Origin of the sequence: Nocardia asteroides (assembly GCA_019930625.1) — a bacterium.
Lineage (GTDB): Bacteria > Actinomycetota > Actinomycetes > Mycobacteriales > Mycobacteriaceae > Nocardia > Nocardia sputi.
Genome location: CP082844.1, coordinates 3,262,632 through 3,276,379, shown reverse-complemented (window position 1 = coordinate 3,276,379; position 13,748 = coordinate 3,262,632). Strand labels below are relative to the sequence as shown.

General features: G+C 68.4%; 13 protein-coding genes. All 13 read right to left on the bottom strand.

What is annotated here, in order from left to right:
• Positions 1–23 precede the first annotated feature (23 nt).
• Positions 24–1,847: an MtrAB system accessory protein LpqB gene (lpqB, locus tag K8O92_14880; protein ID UAK34991.1), complete on the bottom strand. Its 1,824-nt coding sequence runs from the start codon at positions 1,845–1,847 to the stop codon at positions 24–26.
• Positions 1,844–3,823, bottom strand: a complete 1,980-nt coding sequence (locus K8O92_14875) for a HAMP domain-containing protein (GenBank protein ID UAK35711.1) — start codon at positions 3,821–3,823, stop codon at positions 1,844–1,846. The genes lpqB and K8O92_14875 overlap by 4 nt, the downstream gene beginning before the upstream one ends.
• A gap of 44 nt (positions 3,824–3,867) precedes the next feature.
• A complete protein-coding gene (locus K8O92_14870; protein UAK35710.1) occupies positions 3,868–4,554 on the bottom strand; it encodes a response regulator transcription factor in 687 nt (228 codons plus the stop codon).
• A 69-nt stretch (positions 4,555–4,623) separates the two neighbouring features.
• The gene (locus tag K8O92_14865; protein ID UAK34990.1) at positions 4,624–5,271 is read right to left on the bottom strand and encodes a dTMP kinase; all 648 of its coding nucleotides are present in this window, start codon (positions 5,269–5,271) and stop codon (positions 4,624–4,626) included.
• 145 nt (positions 5,272–5,416) lie between these two features.
• Positions 5,417–6,901, bottom strand: a complete 1,485-nt coding sequence (gene ahcY, locus K8O92_14860; GenBank protein UAK34989.1) for an adenosylhomocysteinase — start codon at positions 6,899–6,901, stop codon at positions 5,417–5,419.
• Between the two features lie 55 nt (positions 6,902–6,956).
• Positions 6,957–8,129, bottom strand: coding sequence for an alkane 1-monooxygenase (locus K8O92_14855; protein UAK35709.1), 1,173 nt, complete (start codon positions 8,127–8,129; stop codon positions 6,957–6,959).
• Between the two features lie 155 nt (positions 8,130–8,284).
• On the bottom strand, positions 8,285–8,905 hold the full coding sequence (locus K8O92_14850; GenBank protein ID UAK34988.1) for a TetR family transcriptional regulator: 621 nt from the start codon (positions 8,903–8,905) through the stop codon (positions 8,285–8,287).
• 40 nt (positions 8,906–8,945) lie between these two features.
• Complete coding sequence (locus K8O92_14845) at positions 8,946–9,128, bottom strand: rubredoxin (protein ID UAK34987.1); 183 nt, start codon at positions 9,126–9,128, stop codon at positions 8,946–8,948.
• A complete protein-coding gene (locus K8O92_14840; GenBank protein UAK34986.1) occupies positions 9,125–9,298 on the bottom strand; it encodes a rubredoxin in 174 nt (57 codons plus the stop codon). Before K8O92_14840 ends, K8O92_14845 begins: the two co-directional genes overlap by 4 nt.
• Positions 9,295–10,542, bottom strand: a complete 1,248-nt coding sequence (locus K8O92_14835) for an alkane 1-monooxygenase (GenBank protein ID UAK35708.1) — start codon at positions 10,540–10,542, stop codon at positions 9,295–9,297. The genes K8O92_14840 and K8O92_14835 overlap by 4 nt, the downstream gene beginning before the upstream one ends.
• Positions 10,543–10,737: 195 nt before the next feature.
• Positions 10,738–11,256, bottom strand: a complete 519-nt coding sequence (locus tag K8O92_14830) for an NUDIX domain-containing protein (GenBank protein ID UAK34985.1) — start codon at positions 11,254–11,256, stop codon at positions 10,738–10,740.
• Between the two features lie 37 nt (positions 11,257–11,293).
• Entirely contained in the window at positions 11,294–12,640 is a 1,347-nt protein-coding gene (locus K8O92_14825; protein UAK34984.1) for a coenzyme F420-0:L-glutamate ligase, read from the bottom strand.
• Positions 12,637–13,590 carry a 2-phospho-L-lactate transferase gene (cofD, locus tag K8O92_14820; GenBank protein UAK35707.1) on the bottom strand — a complete coding sequence of 318 codons (954 nt, stop codon included), beginning with the start codon at positions 13,588–13,590 and terminating at the stop codon, positions 12,637–12,639. Before cofD ends, K8O92_14825 begins: the two co-directional genes overlap by 4 nt.
• Positions 13,591–13,748 lie beyond the last annotated feature (158 nt).

Sequence of the window (13,748 nt, the reverse complement as noted above, 5' to 3'; positions counted from 1 at the left end):
GGGGCGCGGGCGGAAGGCCGATCTCAGCCGGGAAGAACGGGTATCGCGTTCGCGCCCAGACCGGGGACCTCACGCCAGTAGGGCTGGCCCTGCCCCGGAGCTGTGGTCAGCTCGAGCACCGCGCGCGAGTCGGCGACGTACTGATGATCGGCGCTTGCGCTCACCGAGCGCACCGGCGCCGTCAGATTCTGCGAGGTCAGCGGGGTGGGTTCGGAGCCGTCGACCGACACGGTGCTCACCGGGTCGACATTGCCCTCGCGGGCGATGATGATCGTGTCGGCGTCCAGCCAGTCCACCGACACCGCGGCCGTGCTGAGGTCGACGGCCACGGGCAGCGCCGAAGTCAGGGTCAGCTTCCCGTCCGGCTGCGGTACCACCACCGCGACGTACACCTTGCCGTTGGCGATCATCGCGGCCCGTACCCCGGACCGGGAGATCCGGAGTTCGGTGATCGGCAGCCGGGGCGCGGTGGCCGAGGAGGCGGCCGTCAACGCCGAGATGTCGACGTTCTGCACCGACACGTTGCCGGTGCCCCGATCGGTGACCGCGCGGATGACCCGCGCCCCGTCGACCACCGCCCATGCGGCGCTGCCGTCGGAAGTCCACGAAGGCCGGGTGACGGTGACGCCCTCGGCCACCGGAAAAGCGTTGCCCCCGTAAGTCCCGACCATCAAGGTGTTCGATGGCTCTCCCGAGGGACGTCCCGCCTGCGCCACGGCGGCGACGAGCTGACCGTCCGGCGACAGCGTCGCCGACTGGAGGTTGCTCACCCCGCCGAAGTAGCCGGGTGCGGGGGTGATGCCGCCGTTGCCCGCGATCTGCACCAGCCCGCCGCCGCGCAACGCGTGCAGTCCGGCCTGGTTGCGCGCGGCGGCAGCCGGATTGAACTGCTGTACGTCGGCCAAGTTCCATCCGTCCGCGGCGAACCGCTCGTCCAACGGCTTGCCGTCGGCGAGCAGTTGGTAGGGCCCGAGGATGTCGGCGCTGGACAAGGTGAGCACCACCTGTGCGGCCAGTAGTTCGCGCTCGCGCGGATTCAGCACAGACGCTCCCGCGAAGTCGATCCTGACGCCACCGAGCCCGATGCCGACGCCGTCGGGGTCGCCGTTGGCCTTGGTGATCGTCCCGCGCAGCGCGATCGGCGGCGTCAGCTCATTGCGCAGGACCGATGCCAGCGCGGGCTGCGGCCCTTCGATCAGCGAGCTGAGCAGCCGCTGGGTCAGCTGCGCCTTCGGCACCGAGAACCAGCGCAGATCCGGCACGGCGGTATTGCCGCCGGGATCGATGAAGTACAGCGCGTAGCGGCGGTAGGACTTGAAGAACGCGGTGGAGTCCATGACCACGCCGTCGGGCAATTCGTCGATGCGCCACTCGCCGTCGACCTTGGTCAGCTCGATCTTGTTCTCGACGATGGGGATATCGTCGCTGGGCCGATACCCGCCATCGGCGGACAGCTCGCCTACCTTGCGCGCGCGGATCAAGTAGTTGGCTTTGTCACCCGAGCGCGATTCCCGCAGGGTGTCCGGCTTCTCGAGGATGACGGTGCCCGCCGCGTCGTCCCACTGGGTGGAGGCCGCGGGGGTCATGTACTGCCGGGCGGCGAGATGCCGGTTCGCCGGATCGGCGGTGGCCTGGAGGAAGTCGCGCAGCAGCAGATCGGGATCGCGGTTGGCGACCGGTGGCGGCGGCCCCTCGGTGGTCGGCTCCCGGTTGATGGTGCCCAGCGCCTCCGGCGCGGAGGATTCGGGCAGGCTGGCGCACGCGGTGAGCGGCACCACGACCGCGAGGACCGCCGCCGACAGCACGGTCAGTCGCGGCATTCGCCCGGACCCGACACGCATTCTCATGACTGTACGTCCCCCGATTCGCGCGACTCGCCGCCCCCGGTCTGCGCCGACTCGGACGCTCGCGATCCGTTCGCTCCCGACGCATGCGCTTCCTCTGTCGAGCCGCCGTCCGTCGGCGTCGTGCCATCGGCCACTTCGTGCGAATCATCGCCGCTCGGCTCCGAGCCCGGCGCTGATGTCGCCTCGGATTCGTGGGCGGGCTCGGCGGCGTCCTTGTGCGCCGGCGTGGCTTCGGACGCCCTGACCTCGTCTCGCACCGGTGTCGTACCGATGCCTTCCGCGTCCACGGCTTCCGCCCTGTCGCCGCCCGGTTCGAAGCCGTCTTGTCCGGCCGCCCGCTCCAGCACTTCGCGCCCCTCCGCGGCGGCCATATCCGGTCCGGACTCGGCGGGCAGCTCCGGCTCGACCACGCGCAACGATTTGCGCCCCGGTTCCAGCGGCAGCGGGCTCGGCCCGAGCTTCTTGCCGCGCACCAGCGGCAGCGTCAGGCGGAAGCTGGCGCCGATCCCGACCTCACCCCAGGCTTCGAGCCTGCCTTCGTGCAGGTTCGCGTCCTCCACGCTGATCGACAGACCGAGGCCGGTGCCGCCGGAGCGGCGCATACGGGACGGATCCGAGCGCCAGAACCGGTTGAAGACCAGCTTCTCCTCGCCGGGCCGCAGGCCGATGCCCTGGTCCCGCACGACGACGGCGACGGCGTTGGCCTCGACGTCGCCGCGCATCCGGATCAGCACCGGCTTGCCCTCGCTGTGGTCGATCGCGTTGGCGAGCAGATTACTCAGCACGCGCTCCACGCGGCGCGGATCGACCTCGGCGACCAGCGGCTCGTCGGGCATGTCGCTGATCACCTCGACACCGGCGTCCTTGGCCAGGTGCCGCACGGTCGAGATCGCGGCCCGCGCGCACATCCGCACGTCCAGCGATTCGACTTGCAGTTCGGCGACGCCCGCGTCGTGCCTGCTGATCTCCAGCAGGTCGTTGAGCAGGCCTTCGAACCGGTCCAGCTCGTTGACCAGCAATTCGGCGCTGCGGGCCAGGGCGGGATCGAGGTCGTCGCTGCTGCCGTGGATGAGGTCGGCGGCCATGCGCACGGTGGTGAGCGGGGTACGCAACTCGTGGCTGACATCGGAGGTGAACCGGCGCTGCAGATTGCCGAATTCCTCCAACTGGGTGATCTGGTTGGACAGGCTCTCGGCCATCTCGTTGAACGCCTGGGCCAGCCGGGCCATGTCGTCCTCACCGCGCACCAGCATGCGTTCCTTGAGCCTGCCGTCGGCGAACCGGCCCGCGATCCGGGCCGCGGAGCGAATCGGCAGGACCACCTGCCTGGTGACCAGCGCGGTGATCGCGGCCAGCAACACCAGCAGCACGATGCCGCCGACCAGCATGGTGCCGCGCATCAGCGACAGGCTGCGCTCCTCGTTGGCCAGCGGGAAGATCAGGTAGGTCTCCAGGGTGGGGATCTCCGCGCTCGGACTGCCGATGATCAGCGCGCGACCGCGGTATCCATCCGCGTCGCCGACCGTGGCGAACTGGTAGCTGACCTGGTTGCGCTGCACGAACCGCCGCAGTTCGTCGGGCACCTCCTGGATCGGGCCGGAGGCGATCTGCTGCGGCGGCATCCCGCCGATGACGCTCAGCGCCGAATCGAAACTTCCTGCCGCGCCGGTGGACCGGCCGGTGCCGCCGCGGTTGGACAGCGCGTTGCGCGCCTCTTCCAGTCGCTGCGGCTGGGCGCCGATGTCGTGCACACCGGCCAGCTGGCTCTCCACCGTGTTGCGCGCCCGCTCCATCTCCTCGACCGCGGCGTTGATCTTGGCGTCCAACAGCCGGTCGGTGATCTGGCTGGTCAGCACCACGCCGAGGATCGTGATGACGATCAGCGACAGCGTCAGCGTCGACACGATGACGCGCAATTGCAGCGAGCGGCGCCAGAGGTGACCTAAGGCAATGCCGACCGCTTGGAACCAGGCCACCACCGGAGCCAGCGATCGTTCCAGACGCGCGAAGACGCCATGGATCACGGCGGTCCGGCCTTGTAACCGACACCGCGGACGGTCAGCACGATCTCCGGGTTCTCGGGATCCTTCTCCACCTTCGCCCGCAACCGCTGCACGTGCACGTTCACCAGGCGGGTGTCGGCGGCGTGCCGGTAGCCCCAGACCTGCTCGAGCAGGACCTCACGGGTGAACACCTGGCGCGGCTTGCGGGCCAGGGCGACGAGCAGGTCGAACTCCAGGGGCGTCAGGGAAATCTGCGCGCCACCGCGGCTGACCTTGTGCGCGGGCACATCGATCACGATATCGGCGATCGACAGCAGCTCGGCGGGCTCCTCCTCGGTGCGGCGCAGCCGGGCCCGCACGCGAGCCACGAGCTCCTTCGGTTTGAAGGGCTTGACGATGTAATCGTCGGCGCCCGATTCCAGACCCAGCACGACGTCGACCGTGTCGGTCTTCGCCGTGAGCATCACGATCGGGACCCCGGAATCGGCCCGCAGCACACGGCACACATCGATGCCGTTCATGCCGGGCAGCATCAGGTCCAGCAGCACCAAGTCGGGGCGGAGTTCGCGCACCGCCGCCAGGGCCTGCGTGCCGTCGCCGACCACATGCGGGTCGAACCCTTCCCCGCGCAAGACGATCGTGAGCATCTCAGCGAGTGCCATATCGTCGTCGACGACCAGAATCTTCGGCTTCATAACTACTATGTTGTCATCTCCCAGGCCAGGATCGGGCCGCCACGCCAACACTGGTGCGAACCCACGGCACAGCCAACCTTATCGACCAACGATTTCGGCGATCCGCGCGGCCGGCGTAGCCGGGCCGTCGTCGGATCGGTGTGTCCACCAGGGCCCGCGCCAGTCGCGTTCGGCCAGCTCACGGTACACCGCTCCGGTGCGGTGTTGCAGGCCGCCGTCACGCTCGTAGGCGTCGAGCGCGCGTTCGGCGTCGAGTTCGCCACGCCTGCGGGCACGCTCGGCCGCGAGCTCGGTGGGCACGTCCAGCAACACTTGCAGCGCGGGCGTCGGCAGGGCGAATCTGCCGAATTCCAATTCGCCCACCCAGTCCACGATTTCGCCGTCGGCCGACTGCCCGAGCCGGGCGGCCGAGTAGGCGGCGTTGGAGGCGACGTAGCGGTCCAGAAGCAGGACGTCGTTGTCGGCCAACAGCTTCGACAGCTCGTCGGCGGCGCCCGCGCGGTCCAGCGCGAACAACAGCGCCATGCCGTTGACCGACTCGGCGAGGTCGCCGTGCGCGCCGCGCAGCGCCTCGGCGGCCAGGTCGGCGTGCACCGAGACGCGGTAGCGCGGGAAAGCCGTCGTCGCGACGCGCAGCCCACGGTCACGCAGATCGGCGACGACTCGCTCGATCAGCGTCCGCTTGCCCGCGCCGTCGAGGCCCTCGACCGCTATCAGCACTCCCATGACCAGGGAGAATACTCCGCCTCCTGCCCCGAGCTCACACCGGCTGACCAGCGCGGATACCGCGCCTACCGCCGGGTGCGCGGACGACGTGCCCGAAGGGCCGCGGTCCCGCCCGCGAACGGCGGCGGGACACGCGGCGGTGCGCTCAGTAGCGGTAGTGGTCGGGCTTGAACGGGCCCTCGACGTCGACGCCGATGTACTCGGCCTGGTCCTTGGTGAGCTTGGTCAGCTCGCCGCCGAGCGCTTCGACGTGGATGCGGGCCACCTTCTCGTCCAGGTGCTTCGGCAGCCGGTAGACCTCGTTGTCGTATTCCTCCGGCTTGGTCCACAGCTCGATCTGCGCGATCACCTGGTTGGAGAAGCTGTTCGACATCACGAAGGACGGATGGCCGGTCGCGTTGCCGAGGTTGAGCAGCCGCCCCTCCGACAGCACCAGGATCGAGCGGCCGCTCTCCTTGAACGTCCACAGGTCGACCTGCGGCTTGATGTTCAATTTCGTTGCACCGGAACGCTCCAGCGCGGCCATGTCGATCTCGTTGTCGAAATGACCGATGTTGCCGAGGATGGCCTGGTCCTTCATCGCCTTCATGTGATCGAGGGTGATGATGTCCTTGTTGCCGGTCGCGGTGATGACGATGTCGGCATCGCCGATCGCCTTCTCCACGGTCACCACGTCGTAGCCGTCCATCAGCGCCTGCAGCGCGTTGATCGGGTCGATCTCGGTGACCTGCACCCGGGCGCCCTGTCCGGCAAGCGATTCCGCGCAGCCCTTGCCGACATCGCCGTAGCCGCAGATCAATATCTTCTTGCCGCCGATCAGCACGTCGGTGCCGCGGTTGATGCCGTCGATCAGCGAGTGCCGGGTGCCGTACTTGTTGTCGAACTTGCTCTTGGTGACCGAGTCGTTGACGTTGATCGCGGGGAACACCAGCTCGCCCGCCGCGGCGAACTGGTAGAGCCGCAACACGCCGGTGGTGGTCTCCTCGGTGACACCGCGGACCGATTCTGCGATCCTGCTCCACTTGCCCCGGTCGGTCTCGAACCGCTCACGCAGCAGGTTCAGGAACACCTTGTACTCGGCCGAGTGGTCCTCGTCCTCCGGCGGCACCACGCCCGCCTTCTCGAACTGCGCGCCGCGCAGCACGAGCATGGTGGCGTCCCCGCCGTCGTCGAGGATCATGTTGGCCGGCTCGCCCGGCCAGGTGAGCATCTGCTCGGCGGCCCACCAGTACTCCTCCAGGGTCTCGCCCTTCCAGGCGAACACCGGGGTGCCCTGGGGCTCGTCGACGGTGCCGTGCGGGCCGACGACCACGGCGGCGGCCGCATGGTCCTGGGTGGAGAAGATGTTGCACGAGGCCCAGCGGACCTCGGCGCCGAGGCTGGTCAGGGTCTCGATCAGCACCGCGGTCTGCACGGTCATGTGCAGCGAGCCGGAGATGCGCGCGCCCTGCAGCGGCCGCACCTCGGCGTACTCGCGGCGCAGCGCCATCAGACCGGGCATCTCGTGTTCGGCCAGACGGATCTCCTTGCGGCCGAAATCGGCCAGCGACAGATCCGCCACCTTGTAGTCGATGCCGTTGCGGACATCGGCGGTCAACGACGTGCGTGCGGGAAGTTCTGAGGTGGTCATCGGCCTCTCCTGGTTCGGCAAGTACCGAGGCAAGGCTAGTCGCTCCCGAACGCTTTCAGGCGGTCACCCCGCGGGCCGCCAGGATGCGCCGCCGCTTGCGCGGTTGGATGTTCGCCAGTGTGAGGTCGCCGCCGTAGTGGGCGAGCACGCGCCCGTCCATCACCCGGCGCCACAACGGCGGGATGGCCGCGATCACGATCATGGCGGCGTAGCCCGCGGGCAGTTGCGGAGCCTGATCCGAGCTGCGCAGCGTCTGGTAGCGGCGGCCCGGGTTGGCGTGGTGATCGCTATGGCGCTGCAGGTGGAACAGGAAGATGTTGGTGACCAGGTGGTCGCTGTTCCAGCTGTCGCGCGGCGAGCAGCGGGCGTACGTGCCGTTCGGGCGGCGCGCCCGCAGCAGTCCGTAGTGCTCGACGTAGTTCACCGTCTCCAGCAGGCCGATGCCGATGACGGCTTGCAGCAGCAGCCAGGGCAGCACCTGGTAACCGAACGCCGCGACCAGGGCGCCGAACAGGACGAGCGTCATCGACCAGGCTTGCAGGATGTGGTTGTGCACACTCCACCAGCCCTTGCCCTTGCGCGCGAGCCGCTCGCGCTCGAGGACGAGCGCCGAACGGAAACTCCCGGAAACGCTGCGGGGGAGGAATTCCCACAGCGACTCGCCTAGTCGGCCACTGGCCGGATCCTCCGGGGTCGCCACCCGCACATGGTGGCCGCGATTGTGCTCGACGAAGAAGTGCCCGTAGCCGGACTGGGCGAGCGCGATCTTCGCCAGCCAGCGCTCCGAACGTTCGACCCGGTGCCCGAGTTCGTGGGCGGCATTGATGCCGATACCGCTGACGAATCCGAGAGTGGCGGCCAAACCGAGCTTGTCGACCACGCTCAGTTCGTCCCCGGCCCACATGCGGCTCGCGATCACCAGGCCGATCAGCAGGACCGGGAGCATCAGGTAGGTGCACCACCGGTAGTACCGGTCGTTGGACAGCAGCTCGTAATCCTCGTCCCTCGGATTGGTGCCGTCCACGCCGATCGCCCAGTCCAGCACCGGGATGACGATCAGCACGATGATCGGCCCGATCCACCAGAAGACCTCGGCGCCGGTGTGCAGCACCAGCTGCGACGGCAGCAAGGCGGACGAAGGCGCGAGCAAGCCGAGAACCCACAGATGGCGTTTGGGATCAGGTGATCCCACCGGTTTGCCAACCGTTTGCACTTTTGCCCCACTCAAAGAAGACCCGAACACCGTCGCATGAGAATACTTGGCGACTTGGTGTCCGTTACACCCCTGCGGTCGGTTGAGATGTGATCGCTATCAGAAGCCGGGCAGTCTGTTTTCAATGTGCTACAGATACGCCGGGTCGCGAATCGGTTGCCCGCACGAGCTCAGCTCTGCACTCGTTGGGCGAGGATCGCTTCGACGTAGGGACTCAGCAGGGCGCTCAACTCCGCGGGCGCGTCTCGGCCGGGGCCGGGCGGAGTGGGGATGTAGCTGAGCGCGATTCGCACCAGCGCGTGCGCGATCACGTCCGATTCCGCGGGCGACGCCGCCACCCAGCTGTGCTGGAAGGCGCGCGACAGCCGCTCGGTCGCGTGCTCGAGCAACGGCCCGGCGTCGAGGGTGATCAGGCGCAGCAGATCCAGCTTCACCTCGCCCGCGACCAGCGACTGCACCAGCGGGTCGGACGCGGCGTCGAAGAAGAAGTTGGCCACCCCGTCGCGGAAGGCCGCGCGGACGTCGCCGACGTTGCCGTTGATCGCGGCGTCGACGTGGTCGACCAGGAAGTCGGCCAGGCGCAGGGCGTAGGCCTGGGTGAGTCCGCTGCGCGAGCCGAATTCGTTGTACAGCGTCTGCCTGCTCACGCCGGCCCTGGCCGCGACGTCACCGAGCGTGATCTTGGACCAGTCACGCTCGGTGAGCAGTTCGCGCATCGCGTCCAGGACCGACGTCCGCAGCAGTTCCCGCGCGGCCTCCTGGTAGGGAATCCTGGTTCCGTTGCGCGGCATACCCGCGACACTGTCACGGGCGCCTGCCGCAGTCAAAATCTCACGACCGTTCGATTTCGACCATGTAGAAGTCCGCCTTGGCGGCGCCACAGTCCGGGCAGGTCCAGTCGTCGGGGATGTCGTCCCAGCGGGTCCCCGGCGCGATGCCGTCCTCCGGCCAGCCCTCGGCCTCGTCGTATTCGAAGCCGCACTGGATGCATTGATACAGCTTGTACTCCGTCATTTTCCAGCTCCCATCGGCTCGAAGTCGATCTTTTCCCGTACGCCGCAGTCCGGGCAGCACCAGTCGTCCGGCACCGTCTCCCACGACGTGCCCGGCGGGAAACCCTCGTGCGGCGCCCCTTTCGCCTCGTCGAAGACGTAGTCGCAGACGGGGCAGCGATACGCGCTCACGCTGTGCCCTTCGCGGCCTGAGCGGAGCCGTAGCGCGCCAGCACCTTCTCTCGCTTCGCCGGATCGATGTTCGCGCGGGTGATGTCGCCGTCGTAGTGCGCGAGCACCCGTTTGTCCATGACGCGGCGCCACAGCGGGGGGAAATACGCGAGCAGGATCATGCTGGCGTAGCCACTGGGCAGGTTCGGCGCGCCGTCCCAGCTGCGCAACGTCTGGTAACGCCGGGTCGGGTAGGCGTGGTGATCACTGTGCCGCTGCAGGTGGTACAGGAAGATGTTGGTGACGATGTGGTCGCTGTTCCAGCTGTGCACCGGCGCGGGCCGCTCGTACCGCCCGCTCGCGGTGCGCTGCCGCACCAGGCCGTAGTGCTCCAGGTAGTTGACCGCCTCGAGCAAGCTGAAGCCGACCACGGCCTGCAGAACCAGGTACGGCAGCAGCTCGACGCCGAACACCGCGACCAATCCCGCGAACAGCACCGCTGACATCAGCCACGCGCTGAGCACTTCGTTGCGCAGGTTCCACGGTTTCTTGCCGAGCCGGTCCAGCCGAGCCTTCTCCAGCTTCCAGGACGACTTCAGGCTGCCCCACACCGTGCGTGGCCAGAAGGCCCAGAACGTCTCCCCCACACGAGAACTGGCCGGATCCTCGGGCGTCGCGACGCGCACGTGGTGGCCGCGGTTGTGCTCGATGTAGAAGTGCCCGTAGAAGGACTGGGCCAGCGCGATGCGCGACAGCCAGCGCTCCAGGTCGACTTTCTTGTGGCCGAGCTCGTGCGCGGTGTTGATGCCGATGCCGCCGATCATGCCGACGGTGATCGCCAGCCCGATCTTGTCCACCACGTGCAGCCCGCCGTCGAAGCCGAGCCAGCTCACCTCGTCGGCGGTGATGAGATAGGCCGCGATCACCAGGGTGGCGTACTGGAACGGCAGGTACAGGTAGGTGAGGTAGCGGTAGTACTTGTCGTTCTCCAGGTACTCCATCACCTCGTCGGGCGGGTTGTCGCCGTCCGGGCCGAAGAAGACGTCCGCGATCGGGATCAGCACGTAGACCAGGATCGGCCCGAGCCAGAACGGCACCTGCGCGAGGCCGTGAAGGCCGAGTTCGTTCAACGCCCAGATCAGCGGCAACCCGATGGTGAACAGACCGGTCGGGGCGAACAGCCCCCACAGCCACATATAACGCTTGCGGTCCCGCCAAGCCGGCACCTCGACCGGCTGCGCGGGCATGTCGGCGTACGTCGACATCGTCGTCTCCATTCCGAACGGCACGCCAGGTGTGACGCGCATTACCTCAATGGTGGACGATATAGCGCTCTTTGTCGCTTGTCTATACAAATAGCCCAATTTGTAAAGATCCCCGGAATCGAACGAGGAAAGCCCCGGCCGGATGTGGCATCCGGCCGGGGCTCGGCCTCGGCAAGGGTCAGCGAACCGGTTGACTCAACGCAGCAGAACGTCGGCGTCCGCGGGCAGATCGTCCACCGGCCACCAGCGCAGGTCGGTGGATTCGTGACTGCGCACCGGGATCGCGCCCACAGGAGCGGTGATGCGGAACAGGAGGTCCAGGTGCCTGGTGGGCACGCCGAGCGAACAGGTGATGGGATGCGCCTGCGCGCCGTAGAGCCCCGGTAGCAGCCGCAGGTCCGCGATGCCGGACTCCTCGATCGCTTCGCGCAACGCGGCGCCCGCGACCGTGTCGTCCCGCTCTTCGCAATGGCCGCCGAGCTGGATCCAGCGGCCGACGCGCGGATGCAAGGTGAGCAGCACCTCGCGGCCGTCATGGGAGAAGACGACCGCGGAGGCGGTGATGTGCCCCGGCGCGTGCTCGCGCAGACAGCCACGCGGGGCCGAACCGAGGAAGGCGAGCATCGCCTCGCGCAGCGATCGCTCGGGATCGGTGGCCGGACACCACGTTTCGAGCAACTCGGTGGCCGAAGCGCGCAACGACTCCGCGCTCACCGGCGACCCGCCCGGACGGCGGCGGCGCTCGGTCCGCTCACAGCTCGACCAGCCCGGAGCCCGCGCCTGCCTGCTGCCGCGGGGTCAGCTCCTCGAGCGGATGGCCGATGGCGACGGCGCCCAGCGGGCTCCAGTCCTCGGCCAGGCCGAGCACGTCGCGGGTGACCTCAGGGGCGAAGATCGTCGACCCGATCCAGCAGCTGCCGATGCCCTCGGTGGCCAGGGCGACCAGCAGACCCTGTACGGCGGCGCCCGCCGCGACGGTGAACATCGTCCGCTCGTGGGCTCGCCTGCGCTCGTCCGGATAGTCGTGCGCACCGTCCGGCACGCAGAACGGAATGATCACCTCGGGCGCGTCGAACAGGATGCGCCCGCGCGCGATCCGGCGCTCGATCCGTTCCGGCGGGAGGCCGTCGGCGGTCAGATCCGCGCGCCACTTCTGCGCCATCGCTTCCAGCAGCCGAGCGCGCAGATCCCGTTTGCGCAGCCACACGAACCGCACGGGGCGCGTGTGGTGTGGAGCGGGCGCGGTCAGCGCGACCGAGACCGCCGAGCGGATGCGTTCCGGGTCGACCGGCGCGTCGGAGAACTGGCGGATCGAACGACGCAGGAGGATCGCCTCCTTGCGGCCGCGCTCGATCGCCTCCGCGGTGCCCAGCCAGAACAGGTCATCGGTGCCGCCGCGGAGCAGATCGGCGGCCCCGGAGCCGTCGTCGGCGATCGGCAGCCCGCGCACGACGGCGACCGGGACGCCGCCGAGCTTGCCCTTGACCAGGTCCGCGGCGGCGGCCAGCTCGTCGGCCACGGCCACCTGGGTGACGAACAACTCGTTGCCCTGGCCGTCGACCGCACCCGCGTAGTCGTGCAGCACCCGCAAGCCCGCGGCGCCGATCGCCGCGTCGATCTGCCCGTTGCGCCAAGCCCGGCCCATCGTGTCGGTGACGACCACCGCGACCGTCACGCCCAGGCGTTCGGCGAGCGCGGCGCGCAGCGCCTTGGCGCTGGCATCCGGGTCGGTGGGCAGCAGGACGAGCTCGCCTCGCTCGACGTTCGAGCCGTCGACACCGGAGGCAGCCTGCACGATCCCGAGTTTGTTCTCGGTGATCAAGGTGCGGCCTTTACGGGCGAGCACCCGCACCGCCTCCTGATCGATGAGCCTGCGCCGGGCGGCGTCGCGCTCCTCGGGGTCCAGCGGCGCTTCCACGATGCGCCCCTCGACCTTGGCGACGATCTTGCTGGTGACCACGAGCACGTCACCGTCGGCCAGCCACGGCGCGCACCGCGCGATGTGCTCGGCGAGGTCGTCGCCCGGGCGGAATTCGGGCAGCCCGGTGACGGGCAGGATGCGCAGCTCGTCGGCCGCGTGATCGGTCGGTGTGGTCACAGGGCGACTCCGGCGAGATCCAGCGCCTGACGCACCATTTCGGCGGTGGTCGGCGGATCGGTCATCAGCAAGGGCACGCTACGCACTTCCACCCCGGGCACGTCGGCGGTGTCGGTGGTGTGGATCAGCCAGCCATCCAGGATGCCGGTGGCCGAGCGGGCGCCGTAGTACCGGCCGATCGCCTCGGCCGTGGTCTCCACTCCGATCACCGACAGGCACTCGTCGGCCATACCGCGCAGCGGCTTGCCGTCGATCACGCCGGACACGCCGATCACCTTGGCCGCGGAGGTGCGCAGCGCGCCGCGGATTCCGGGCACGGCCAGGATGGCGCCGATGCTCACAACGGGGTTCGACGGCGCGAGGAGAACCACATCGGCGGATTCTATGAGATCGATCACATTTGGCGCCGGTTTGGCTTCATCGGCGCCAATTGTGGCGAATCCGTGGGTGTCGATGTTCGCCCGGTAGCGAACCCACCACTCTTGAAAATGGATCGCGCGCCGTTCGCCAGGGTTGTCCGGATCGGTCACAACGACATGCGTTTCACAGCGATCGTCGGTTGCCGGGATCAGTTTCACGCCCGGCTGCCACCGGTTGCACAGCGCCTCGGTGACCGCCGAGAGCCGGTACCCGGCACGCAACATTTCGGTGCGGATCAGATGCGTGGCGATATCCCGGTCACCCAAGCCGAACCAGTCCGGCTGTGCGTGATATTTCGCGAGCTCCTCCTTGGCGTGCCAGGTTTCGCCGACCCGGCCCCACCCCCGCTCGGTATCGATTCCGCCGCCGAGGGTATACATGCAGGTATCGAGGTCGGGGCAGATCCGGAGGCCGTGCATCCACACGTCGTCACCGACGTTCACGATCGCGGAAACGTCCGCCTCGGGCAGCAGTTCCCGGACGCCCTGTAGGAAACGCGCGCCACCGACCCCGCCGACCAGCACGGCGATGCGGGGCCCGTTGGCGGGCGTGGCGTCCGCTTGTTGTCCAGTCACATCCGCACAGCCTATGCGCTGGCGTGGCGGCTCCCGTTCGCGGCAAATTTGCTGTTTATTTGCTATTGCACATCACAAGATCAGCTCGGAATGGGGCTGCGGATAGTAACGGA